Below are 13,004 nucleotides of genomic sequence, written 5' to 3' on the forward strand. Positions count from 1 at the left end.
ACACATAAATAAAAAAGAGCGCGGTGCGCTCTTTTTTAATATTGGTTACTAATGTCGTTTATGCAGGTGTATTTTCTGAGGCCAGCACACTGTCATCATCACTACTTTGTGTTGCTTGTTTGGAATCAGTCGTCACCGGTTGGCATGGGTTAACAAACCAGCCCATATAAGAACAGACAATGGTAATAATGATACAAACAAAGCTTAACCACATGTAGGGGGCATAGGAGAGGGTTGCGACGCCTAAGATACTTGCCATATAAATACCGTTATCGCTCCATGGCACCATCCCTGAAGTTAATGTGCCGCCAAATTCTGCGTTACGCGATAGGTTCTGGCGTTCATACCCGAGGCGATCGTAATTTTTCGCACAGATTTTTGGTGTGAGGATCAGTGATACATACATGGCTGAGCCAAACACATTACCCAAGAAAGCGGTTGCGATCGTACTGACTGATAAAGAACCGGCACTTTGGACTCGATGCTCGAACAGTTTTGCGACGGTTTCCAGCACGCCTACTTTATCGAGTAACCCACCAAAACCTAAACCGAATACAATAACAGCGACCGAACCTAGCATGGATGACATGCCGCCGCGGTTTAAGATTGAATCAATGAACTCGACGCCAGAATGAATGCTAAATGGTGCCCATGCTGTTCTGAAAGCTTGCAAAAAGTCGACATCTTGGATCATGACTGCCCAAACAATACCGAGTAGCGAGCCGAAGCTAATAACAGGGAAAGAAGGCATCCTTAGCGCGAGTAAACCCAACACAATGACGACAGGTACAAATGAGTAGGGAGTAATGTAGAACTGATCTTCCATGGCATGCATCACGCCTTGTACTTGCGACATGTCTACTTGGCCGGAGTAGTGGAAGCCAAACAGCGTAAACATAATGGCGGTAATAATATAGCTGATAGTTGCAATCGGTAACATGCCACGGATATGTTTTACGACTTCTACGTTAGACATGGTAGAAGCCAAAATGACAGAATCAGATAATGGTGACATTTTATCGCCAAAGTAGCATCCAGAAAGCACAGCCCCTGCAGTAATAGCGGATGGCACTCCCAACCCTTGACCTATCCCCATCATAGCGATACCAGCCGTGCCGGCTGCACCCCAAGATGTACCTGTTGCTAAAGCGGTTAGTGAACAGATGATCATGGTGGCAAGAAGGAAAATAGACGGGTGAATGGCCTTTAATCCATAGTAGATAATCGTGGGTACGATACCACCAGAAATCCATGTGCCGACCAAGGCCCCTACAGCTAAAAGAATTAAAACAGCACCTAGGCCGTTTGATATGCCGTTTAATGCTGCTTTTTCTAAGTCTTGGTACTTATGACCAAGGCGAATTCCAAGAGTGATAATAATAAACCAGCCAATATACAGTGCGAGCTGAATTGGCAGATCCAATTTTGCGGTAAACGAAAATGCGAGTAGCAAAAATAAACCCAGTGATACCACTACCTGTAGCACGCTAGGTAAACGTTTTGGGGCCAGTGCCATTATAAATGCCTCTTGCGAATGGTTATGCTATTGGATGAACAGTAAAGCCGATTAAAACAAGCCGACACTCTACAGTAGTTGAATAAATATATCGAGTTTTGGCTTATAAAATATAGATTACACTACGAAAATCGATTACTTACGACATGAAATGTTGTTTATTTGGGGTTGTTTTAAAATAAAGTGTTATAAGCTGTAAGCTCTCTGTAAACAAGTAGGAATCCATCCATGTGTTAGAGGGACATGCGTTTTAAACCGACCGATTTTGGACTTTTTGCCTAGTTGAGCTGGTTTACGGCAGAAATCATGTTCGTCGGATAGAAAAAGTTTGGGATTTTATCAAGAAACCCTTGAGATTTTATGCTGAACCACTTATAGATGGGGGTAAGTTTTTTAGGAGATAACACGGAGAGTGCAAGAATGAGAGTTGGTCTAGTTGGTTGGCGCGGTATGGTTGGTTCGGTACTGATGCAACGTATGGTAGAAGAAGGCGATTTCAATTTTATTGAACCCGTCTTTTTTAGTACTTCGCAAATCGGTATTGCTGCGCCAAACTTCGGTAAAGAAGCGGGCACACTACAAGATGCCTTTGATATCGAAAGCCTTAAAAAATTAGATGTAGTCGTCACCTGTCAAGGTGGTAGCTACACAGAAAAAGTGTACCCAGAGCTTCGCAAAGCTGGCTGGAAAGGCTATTGGATTGATGCAGCATCAACATTACGTATGGTTGATGATTCGATTATCACGTTGGATCCTGTGAACTTAAAACAAATTCAAGCAGGTATTCATGGTGGTACTAAAACCTTTGTAGGCGGTAACTGTACGGTAAGCTTAATGCTCATGGGCTTAGGTGGTCTATTTGAGCGTGGTTTGGTTGAATGGATGAGCGCCATGACCTATCAAGCAGCTTCAGGTGCTGGCGCAAAAAATATGCGCGAACTCATTTCTCAAATGGGCGTGATTGCTGATTCTGTAAGTTCTGAGCTGGCGAATCCATCAAGTTCTATTCTAGATATCGACCGCAAAGTTTCTGAAACAATGCGTTCTCCTAGTTTCCCAACTGATCAATTTGGTGTACCTCTAGCGGGTTCATTGATTCCTTGGATCGATGTGAAACGTGAAAACGGTCAAAGTAAAGAAGAGTGGAAAGCAGCCGCAGAAGCTAACAAAATTTTAGGCATTCAAGATTCACCAGTGCCAATTGATGGAACTTGTGTACGTATAGGTTCTATGCGTTGTCACTCTCAGGCGTTAACCATCAAGCTAAAACAGAATGTGCCGCTGGATGAAATTGAAGAGATGATTGCTTCTCACAATGAATGGGTGAAAGTGATTCCAAACGATCGCGATATTACCGCACAAGAACTGTCTCCAGCAAAAGTGACTGGTACGCTTTCTGTTCCTGTTGGCCGTTTACGTAAAATGAGTATGGGTGATGATTTCTTGAATGCCTTTACTGTCGGTGACCAATTATTGTGGGGGGCGGCTGAACCTTTACGTCGTACTCTACGTATTATTCTGGCTGAAAAGTAAGCGTGTTCTAACGATCGGGGTTACTTACCTATAGAGCAGCCGACAAGGTTTAGTGAATAGGGAAGGGAGACAACAGCGAAACGCTGGTTTGCAGTGCTTCATGTTGAAAGTAATACCGTCATAGCGAGCAGCTCACTGACAATGCCAGTGCATGTTTATCTCCGAATCTGCACCAACAAAAGCGCCCAGTTAGGCGCTTTTTTCGATCATGAGTTATATAGGATTTAACCTAACCCCGGTAATAAGCTACGCAGACCGTTCGTAATAAACTCAATGCCTAAAGATCCAAGAATCAACCCCATAATACGTGTGATGACGTTAATGCCTGTTTGTCCGAGTAGTTTGACGATATATGGCGCCGAGCGAAACAATAACCAACTAGCAAAGCAGAATAGGCAAATGGTTATGCTGATACCTATGGTATCCCATGTGCTAGGGTAGCGTGCGCCATAGACAATTGTAGAACTGATCGCTCCGGGCCCAGCCATTAATGGCATTGCGAGTGGAACGACACCGACTTGCTCACGGCTTATGTACTCATTTTTTTCTTGTTTGTTCTGTTTATCTTCACCTAACTTACCGCTCATCATTGAGAAAGCAATGCTAATCAGCAGTAAACCGCCAGCAACCCTGAAAGAGTCAAGAGAGATACTAAACATATCAAGTAGCATCTGACCGCCGAGTAGAGAGCAAATTAGAATAACCCCAACAGAAATATTGGCAGTACGAGCCGTTTTAAGGCGCTCTTCCTGTTCCATATGACTGGTAAGAGAAACAAACACGGGCATGATGCCAACAGGGTTCACTGCGGCCACCAGACCGAGAAAAAATTGCAAAAAAATGGCGAACTCAACACTGTTCATTAGGTCATCTCATTAAACGATTAAAAATCGTATGGCAATTGACTCATGATGAGCCAGAAAGGATACGAATGAAAATTGGCCGCTAATGTAAGGCAAAATATCGGTAACGACGAATGAAAAAAATTATGGTCGATTTTTGTCCACGCATTACAAAAAATAATAGGAAAAGACAATAATGCTGTTCAGTCGTGGTGGAGCAAGGCATGACGTCTATCTAAGTTATGCGTTTGTTATCAAATTGACTGCATTATGTAGATATATTGGTTGACCTTAAATCAGTTGCAGTGTTTATATGTATACTACTAGTAGCACATTTGTTGTGTGTGGCGGTTGTTCCCATGTAGCAGAATGAAATTTTTTTACATAAAGGTGTAATTTTATTATTAGTTGTTGCTAAATTGCACATTAATGTGATTTTCTTCTAAAAATAAATTCTATTAATTTTCAAATGCTTATATATTTTTTACGCTGTAAATAAAATTTGTGTGTTTTTAATTTGAGGAACTGATCTGAGTCAATTTTTTTCAAAAGATGAAATATTATACTCAAGCCATGAAAGCAATTTACTAAGTATGTAGTCGTTTAAGTTGTTGAAATTCATGTGTTACTAGGGCGAATACTTACTAAAAAGTTTTTATATTTTAAATTTAGGAGATTCATTATGCCTGTAACTAACTTGGCAGAACTCGATGCTCTTGTGGCTCGCGTGAAAAATGCACAAGCGGAGTTTGCAACTTACTCTCAGGAGCAAGTCGATAAGATATTCCGTGCCGCATCACTCGCTGCAAACCAAGCTCGGATTCCATTAGCACAGCAAGCGGTTGAAGAGTCAGGAATGGGGATTGTTGAAGACAAAGTTATTAAAAACCACTTTGCTTCAGAATATATTTACAACAAGTACAAAGATGAAAAAACGTGTGGTGTTCTAGAAGTCGATGACAGCATGGGCACTATGACTATCGCAGAACCGGTTGGTATTATTTGCGGTATTGTTCCAACCACTAACCCAACATCTACAGCGATCTTTAAATCGCTCATCTCACTAAAAACTCGTAACGCTATCATCTTTTCACCTCACCCACGTGCTAAACACTCGACTAATGATGCGGCAAAATTGGTTCTTGATGCAGCTGTTGCTGCTGGTGCGCCAAAAGATATTATTGGTTGGATTGATGAGCCTTCAGTTGAACTGTCTAACGCACTGATGCGCCATGATGATATTGCCTTGATTTTGGCAACGGGTGGCCCAGGTATGGTGAAAGCTGCATACTCTTCTGGTAAACCTGCCATCGGTGTTGGTGCTGGTAACGTACCGGTTGTGATTGATGAAACCGCAGATATCAAACGTGCAGTGGCTTCAGTGCTCATGTCAAAAACCTTTGATAATGGTGTGGTTTGCGCATCTGAACAAGCCGTCATCGTTGTTGATGATGTATATGAAGAAGTAAAACAACGTTTTGCGACTCACAAAGCTTATGTGTTAAGTAAAGATGAAGCAGCTAAAGTGCGCGGCACATTACTTATCGATGGTGCACTTAATGCGAAAATCGTTGGTCAACCAGCAACTAAAATAGCAGAGATGGCCGGTGTTACGGTTCCATCTGATACTAAAGTGCTTATCGGTGAAGGTTTACACGGAAAAGTAACGACAGAAGATGCTTTTGCTCACGAAAAGCTTTCTCCAACGTTAGGTATGTTCCGTGCAACCAATTTTGAAGATGCTGTCGAACAAGCTATTCATATGGTTGAAATCGGTGGTATCGGGCATACCTCAGGTCTATATACCAATCAAGATAAGAACCAAGATCGTATCTTGTACTTTGGTAACAAGCTAAAAACATCTCGTATTTTGATTAATATTCCAACGACTCACGGTGGTATCGGTGATTTGTACAACTTCAATGTTGCACCATCATTGACACTAGGTTGTGGTTCTTGGGGTGGTAACTCGATTTCTGAAAACGTAGGACCTAAACACTTAATCAACAAAAAAATCGTCGCAAAGCGGGCAGAGAACATGCTGTGGCATAAACTTCCAAAATCCGTGTACTTCCGTCGCGGTAGCTTGCCAGTCGCTCTGGGTGACTTGGAAGGTAAAAAACGTGCATTCCTTGTGACCGACCGTTTCCTATTTAACAACGGTTACGCTGACGAAATTGTCGAGCTATTAAAAGCTCAAGGTATGGAAGTACAAACGTTCTACGAAGTAGAAGCCGATCCAACACTGTCTATTGTGAAGAAAGGTGCAGACCAAATGCACAGCTTCAAACCTGATGTGATTTTGGCTCTTGGTGGTGGTTCACCAATGGATGCAGCTAAAATTATGTGGGTTATGTATGAACACCCTGAAACTGAGTTTGAAGAACTTGCGATGCGCTTTATGGATATTCGTAAACGTATCTACAAATTCCCTAAAATGGGTCAAAAAGCAGAATTGGTTTGTATCACTACCACGTCAGGTACTGGTTCAGAAGTTACCCCATTTGCGGTTGTGACTGATGATGAAACAGGTGCTAAATACCCATTAGCAGACTACGAATTGACCCCTAACATGGCCATTGTTGATGCGAATTTAGTGATGAATATGCCTAAATCGTTAACTGCGTTTGGTGGTTACGATGCGGTGGTTCACGCATTAGAAGCCTATGTTTCTGTGATGGCGAGTGAATACTCTGATGGTCAAGCACTACAAGCTCTTAAACTATTGAAAGAGTACTTACCATCTAGTTATAAAAATGGTGCTAATGACCCAATTGCTCGTGAACGCGTGCATAATGCCGCAACTATCGCGGGGATTGCCTTCGCTAACGCATTCTTGGGTGTATGTCACTCAATGGCTCATAAATTAGGTGCCGAATTCCATATTGCGCATGGTTTAGCGAACGCGCTTCTAATGGAAAACGTGGTTCGTTACAACGCGAATGATAACCCAACTAAACAAACAGCGTTCTCGCAATACGACCGTCCTCAAGCACGTCGTCGTTATGCAGAAGTCGCTGAGCATCTTGGTCTAGCAAAACCTGGTGACCATACTGCAGAGAAAATACAAGCACTACTATCTTGGTTAAATGAGTTGAAAGTTGAATTGGATATTCCAATGTCGATTCAGGCGGCTGGCGTTAATGAAGCTGATTTCTTAGCAAAATTAAATGAGTTAGCGGTTGAAGCGTTCGACGACCAATGTACAGGTGCTAACCCTCGCTACCCATTGATTAGCGAGCTTAAAGAAGTTCTTCTTGCGTCTTACTACGGTAAAGCTTATGTAGAAGGTGAAACTTTTGAAGGAACAACTGTCATCAAGAAAAAAGCTGACCAAGTGGAAGCCGTAAAACGCGCCCACGAAGCAGCAAAGGCAGAAGAAGCCTCTAAAAGCAAACCAGCAAAAGCTGGATCTAAAAAGGCGAGAGAAGAAGCTTAAGCAACAGCTCTAACGTTCAAATATCTTTAACTCAAAGCTCTACATATGTAGAGCTTTTTTTGTGCATCAAGTAACCAAGTATTTACAAGGACAGGCAAAGTAACAATAAGATCTAATGTTATGAATGCACAAACAAAAACGCTCTTCATAATGAAGAGCGTTTAATAAGTCAATTAGTCTGCTAAGACGTTGGTCACGACTTTATACGTTGGGTCTTGTTGAACATCAATTTCAACCAAGCTGCCCGCCTTTTTAAGCAACTTATGACAATCTTGGCTTAGATGACGTAAATGAACAGTTTTACCCAGTGCTGCGTAACGGCCTGCAACTGTTTCTATCGCATCAATCGCTGAGTGGTCTACGACACGTGACTGTGCAAAATCGATAATGATGTCTTCAGGATCGTTTTGTGCATCGAATAACTCCATAAAGTTCGCTGCTGAGCTAAAGAAAATAGGGCCATTGATTAAGTATTCTTTAGTACCTGTGTCAGTTGTTTTAGTCACTGCGTGAATTTGTTTGGCATGTTGCCAAGCAAACATCAGTGCACACGCAACAATACCTACACCGACCGCAATTGCTAAATCAGTAAAGACGGTCACCACTGTAACCAGCAAGATCAGGAAGAAATCTTGTTTCGGTACGCGGCGTGCAAGTTTAAAGGTTGCCCATTCAAATGTGCCGATAACCACCATAAACATAACGCCAACCAGCGCGGCTAATGGAATCATTTCGATAAGAGATGATGTGAACAAGATAAAGATCAGTAAGCCAACAGCAGCGGTAATACCCGATAAGCGACCACGACCACCTGAGTTTGTGTTGATCATAGATTGACCGATCATGGCACAGCCACCCATAGCCCCAAACACTGAACAACTGATATTAGCAATGCCTTGGCCAATACATTCACGATTAGACTTACCGCGAGTATTGGTCATTTCATCGATGACCGATAAGGTCAGTAATGACTCAATCAAACCAACTGCAGCCAGAATGACCGAGTAAGGTAGAACAATCTTCAATGTTTCCCAAGTATACGGAACCTGCGGTAGAGCAAAGGTCGGTAAATCACCTGCTAAGGTTGCACTATCGTTACCTGCCATAGAGCGTAAGAAATCGACAACAGTTCGAGTATCTAGGTGGAATACTTGAACTAAAACCGTGACAACGATAATAGCGGCGAGTGAAGATGGCACCGCTTTAGTGAATTTCGGTAAAAAGTGGATGATCGCCATAGTCAAAGCAACCAGCGCGAGCATGATCCACATTTTATCTTGTGGCAACCAATCCATGACACCCTGTGCATTAGGCATTTTGAATTGGGCTAATTGGGCAAGGAAAATGATAATCGCTAGACCATTAACGAAGCCAATCATCACGGGGGTTGGTACGATTCGAATGAATTTACCCAATTTAAAGATGCCTGCGAGAACTTGAAGTACTCCCGCTAAGAAGACGGCAACAAACAGATATTGAACACCGTGATCTGCCACTAAAGCGACCATTACCACAGCCATAGAGCCAGTTGCGCCAGAAATCATGCCTGGACGACCACCAAAAATTGAGGTCATTAGGCCTACTAAGAATGCGGCATATAAGCCGACCATTGGGTCGACACCAGCAACAAATGAAAAGGCAACGGCTTCAGGAACGAGGGCGAGTGCCACTGTGATTCCTGAAAGCACATCGTTTTTCACCGAGTGCGTTGAAAACTTCGGAAATTCAAACATGTCTATTGCTTACTTATTTTTAAAGGTGCTAGGTAACCAAATCAAGTGGATATGAGGTTATTCACTTAAGTGTAGACGATATCAACCCTGTGGGGGGATAGCAGTTGTTCTACGTAACGATTGGTATTGTGAACGGGGAATGCTACAGAAATGTTGCCAAGAGTTCAATATACAAGCAGTGGATTAACGCTTGTAAGTACAAGAAAGTGGCAAAGTATACCTAAGTAACCTTAAAAAGCTTAAAAAAGAGGCCACCATAAAGGTGGCCTCTGAGTTCTTTTTACCAAGTTACGTTAATTAGTAGCCTTGAGGTTTGGTCATTTCAGCGCTAGCTTTTGAGCGAGCCGCTTGACTACCTGCACCGATAGAGTGGTAACGTTCACTTCTAAACGGTGCAGCCACAACAGTGATATCTTTCACTTCATGTGTGCCTGCTGCTTTAGTCATTGCTGACGATGCATGGCCTTTGTGATTCCAAACTACAGTACCACTGCTTTGAGATGGTGCCTCATTGCTGTCGACTGTAACTGTGCCCATTTCTACCTCAGTAGATTGAGCCTCTTCCACAACGTTTGCTTGCTCAGTCACTGGCGCTTCAATAGCTGATGCTACTGCTACTTCAGTTTCATCTACAGCTGGAGCTTCAACGTGACCTGACTCTTCAACAGTCTCGACTAAAATCGGTGACTCTTCAACAATTGGTGCAACTTGTGTTTCTTCCACGACAGGTGTCTGTACAGGTTGTTCCGTTACTGCTGGCTGTGGTTCACGACGAACAATCACTTTACCCATTGCCATTTCAGGACAAGCAAACCCGCCGAGTGTAGCAACGTCCACTGGTTTAGTTTCCATTGCTGGTGTTTCTGCTGGTTTTTGTCTAGTTTCTGGCTTAGTGATGCCATAACTTGGCATAACTTTACCCATCGCCATTTCTGGTGACGCTACACCACCTTTACGTAGGCGGAATGGGTTAGGGCGACGATCGCGACCGCGACGACGGCGTTGACCACTTGCGCGTAGATGACGAGGAGAGCGACGATTACGGCGCTGTTTAGGCTTGTCCTCAGATTCTACTTCAGAGCTTGCATCTTGGACGGGTTGTTCAACAACACTTGCAGGTGATGCTTCAGCCACTGTTTCAACCGGAGTAATAACATCTTCAACCGGAGTAATAACATCCATGACCTCTTCAGGCTCTTGGCTGTTCTTACGCACTTGTTTCGTTAGCTTACGGCGTTGACGACGTTCTTTAACCTTAGCTGCTTTCGTATCGTTTTGTTTATCTTGGCTAGCATTGTCTTTTGCCGCTTCGCCTTTCGCTTGTTCCGCTAATTGACGGCCTTGCTCTTGCAGTTTGCTGTCTTTTGCATCCTCATGAGCTTTGTTGTCATCGCGTTTATTATTGCGACGATCTTGCTTAGGCTTACGATCTTGACGCTGCTTGCGATTGTTATTGCTGTTGTTATTGCGGTCTTTTTCTGCGTTCGCATTGTCTTTGTTATTGCGATTATCGCTGCTCTTCTCGTTTACATCATCAGCGTTGCGATTGTTACGTTTGTTTTTGTCACGATTGTTACGGCGACGATCGTTATTGCGATCGCGACGAGGCTGGCGCTGCTTTTGTTCTGAGTTTTGTGTCTGCTCAGGTTCAACACTTTCAACACTTTTCGCTTCGGTCTTTTCAGCAGGTGCTTCTTCAGCAGAGAAGAAACTTGCCAATGCTTTCATAAAGCGACTAAACAAGCTTGGTTTAGCAGGCGCTGTTTCTTTAGGTGCTGCCGGTTTTTCAGCAGGCTTAGTTGCTGTAGTTGGCTCAGAAGGTGTTCCGAATCCTTTTAGCATTGGCTCTTCAATGCGTTTTGGTTTCAGTTCAGTGTCTGTTGTTTCCAAGCCTTCTGCTTCTTTCATGCTTTCCAGTTTCTTAGGAATCAAGTAAGACAGCAGTTTTTGTTCTTCACCCTCACGGATACGGATCACTTCAAAATGCGGAGTTTCCATATCAGAGGTAGGAACGATAGTAATCTTAACTTCTTGGTTGCGTTCAATGTGGTTAACAGAACGACGCTTTTCATTCAACAAGTAAGAGGCAATCGATACTGGAACGACAGCAAGAACTTGTGCTGTGTTGTCTTTTAGTGCTTCTTCTTCGATAAGACGTAAGACAGACAGAGCCAAAGATTCGTTGTCACGAATTACACCCGTACCGTTACAGCGCGGACAAATATGGTGACTTGCTTCAGCTAGAGAAGGGCTCAAGCGCTGGCGAGACATCTCTAAGAGGCCGAAACGAGAAATACGACCGATTTGAACGCGAGCACGATCCATGCGAACCGCTTCACGTAGACGACTTTCTACTTCGCGTTGATGGCGTACTGGCGTCATATCGATAAAGTCGATAACAACCAAACCACCTAAATCACGTAGACGAAGTTGACGGGCAATTTCATCTGCTGCTTCTAGGTTGGTGTTAAGTGCGGTTTCTTCAATATCGCCACCTTTGGTTGCGCGAGCAGAGTTGATATCGATAGAGGTTAGAGCTTCTGTAGGGTCAATAACGATTGAACCACCAGAAGGCAAGCGCACTTCACGTTGGAAAGCTGATTCGATTTGGCTTTCAATTTGGTAATGACTGAATAGTGGCACGTCACCATCGTATTTTTTAACTCGACTAACAAAGTCAGGGCGAACGACGTTGATGTGTTCCATTACTCGATCAAAGATCGTTTGGCTATCAATTAAGATTTCACCAATATCACGACGTAAATAGTCACGAATAGCGCGAACTACCACGTTGCTTTCTTGGTGAATAAGGAAGGGTGCAGGTTTGGATTCTGCCGCTTCTTTTACACGACTCCAAAGGTTGAGCATGTAGGATAAATCGCCCTGCAGTTCTTCAGCACTTTTACCGACACCCGCTGTACGAACAATTAAGCCCATACCTTGAGGTGTTTCTAGTGTTGATAATGCTGCTTTTAGAGCTGTACGCTCTTCACCTTCGATACGGCGAGAGATACCGCCTGCACGAGGGTTATTTGGCATTAATACTAGGTAGCTACCTGCTAGTGAGATAAAGGTAGTTAATGCTGCCCCTTTGCTGCCACGCTCTTCCTTTTCTACTTGGACAATGACTTCTTGGCCTTCTTTAAGCACTTCTTTAATGCTTGGACGACCTTGGTAGGTATATCCGTTTGGAAAGTATTCGCGGGCTATTTCTTTGAGGGGAAGGAAACCATGTCGTTCTGCACCGTAATCAACAAAAGCAGCTTCCAGACTTGGCTCAATACGGGTGATTCGTCCTTTATATATATTTGCTTTTTTCGATTCATGACCGGGACTTTCGATATCCAAATCGAAAAGTCGCTGGCCATCAACCAACGCGACACGCATCTCTTCTTTTTGAGTTGCGTTTATTAACATTCTTTTCATTGAAAAAATCTCGTTATCTTTATCTTTCGTTTTGATTTTCGTTCTTACTGCTGTGATTCGCTTTCAAGGTGCCTGATCCCATGGCTTATATGTACAGCCTCCCGGCTGGAAGGGATGCTCTAAGGGCACATCAGTTACCACAGACACATTGGTGCCTGTGATCCGCATCGTATGGCGGAGGATACTCAACATGAAAAGGCGATGAGTAGAGCAGTAAGAGGACGTTAACCAACCGTGTCTTACGCCACATGCTGCACATTGATTTCGGCCAACTACTCATTAACATTGCGCACAGTTGAAACACACAAAGTAAACTATAAGGCGTTTAACTATGGACAGGTGTGAACTATAGCAGTGACTGTGTAACACAGCAATCTGCTTTATTCGAAAGGACACAAAATTTTGCTTTCTGGCCCAAAAATGAGGTGCAGAGCGGGATTGAGTACAAAAAATACACATAAAAAGAGAGGGTTTTTTGTGCGGTTTTATCGTACATAATTCTGCTTTGGCGATTG

At 43.3% G+C, this 13,004-nt stretch carries 6 protein-coding genes; 2 read left to right on the forward strand and 4 right to left on the reverse strand.

Translation table 11 applies throughout. The features are described 5' to 3' along the window. Positions 1–58: 58 nt before the first annotated feature. Entirely contained in the window at positions 59–1,516 is a 1,458-nt protein-coding gene (nhaC, locus tag F9817_RS02950; protein ID WP_161153470.1) for a Na+/H+ antiporter NhaC, read from the reverse strand. A gap of 420 nt (positions 1,517–1,936) precedes the next feature. On the opposite strand from nhaC, the gene asd reads away from it, so the two are divergent. Next, a complete protein-coding gene (gene asd, locus F9817_RS02955; RefSeq protein WP_161153471.1) occupies positions 1,937–3,049 on the forward strand; it encodes an aspartate-semialdehyde dehydrogenase in 1,113 nt (370 codons plus the stop codon). A 224-nt stretch (positions 3,050–3,273) separates the two neighbouring features. Here asd and F9817_RS02960 read toward each other — a convergent pair whose 3' ends face one another. Continuing rightward, a complete protein-coding gene (locus F9817_RS02960) occupies positions 3,274–3,912 on the reverse strand; it encodes a YchE family NAAT transporter (RefSeq protein ID WP_161153472.1) in 639 nt (212 codons plus the stop codon). Positions 3,913–4,573: 661 nt separating this feature from the next. Here F9817_RS02960 and adhE point away from each other — a divergent pair. After that, positions 4,574–7,330: a bifunctional acetaldehyde-CoA/alcohol dehydrogenase gene (adhE, locus tag F9817_RS02965; RefSeq protein WP_161153473.1), complete on the forward strand. Its 2,757-nt coding sequence runs from the start codon at positions 4,574–4,576 to the stop codon at positions 7,328–7,330. A gap of 173 nt (positions 7,331–7,503) precedes the next feature. On the opposite strand, the gene F9817_RS02970 is transcribed toward adhE, so the two are convergent. Both F9817_RS02970 and rne read right to left on the reverse strand, forming a co-directional pair. Beyond that, positions 7,504–9,063 (reverse strand): SulP family inorganic anion transporter, encoded by a 1,560-nt coding sequence (locus F9817_RS02970; protein ID WP_161153474.1) that lies wholly within the window; start codon positions 9,061–9,063, stop codon positions 7,504–7,506. Positions 9,064–9,360: 297 nt separating this feature from the next. Further along, positions 9,361–12,489, reverse strand: coding sequence for a ribonuclease E (gene rne / locus F9817_RS02975; protein WP_161153475.1), 3,129 nt, complete (start codon positions 12,487–12,489; stop codon positions 9,361–9,363). Positions 12,490–13,004: the final 515 nt, after the last annotated feature.

Origin of the sequence: Vibrio eleionomae, assembly GCF_009874545.1 — a bacterium.
Lineage (GTDB): Bacteria > Pseudomonadota > Gammaproteobacteria > Enterobacterales > Vibrionaceae > Vibrio > Vibrio nitrifigilis.

Coding starts and splice junctions, on each gene's coding strand:
- F9817_RS02960 (WP_161153472.1), bottom strand. CDS start 3,912: ATGAACAGTGTTGAGTTCGCCATTTTTTTGCAATTTTTTCTCGGTCTG.
- adhE (WP_161153473.1), top strand. CDS start 4,574: ATGCCTGTAACTAACTTGGCAGAACTCGATGCTCTTGTGGCTCGCGTG.
- rne (WP_161153475.1), bottom strand. CDS start 12,489: ATGAAAAGAATGTTAATAAACGCAACTCAAAAAGAAGAGATGCGTGTC.
- asd (WP_161153471.1), top strand. CDS start 1,937: ATGAGAGTTGGTCTAGTTGGTTGGCGCGGTATGGTTGGTTCGGTACTG.
- nhaC (WP_161153470.1), bottom strand. CDS start 1,516: ATGGCACTGGCCCCAAAACGTTTACCTAGCGTGCTACAGGTAGTGGTA.
- F9817_RS02970 (WP_161153474.1), bottom strand. CDS start 9,063: ATGTTTGAATTTCCGAAGTTTTCAACGCACTCGGTGAAAAACGATGTG.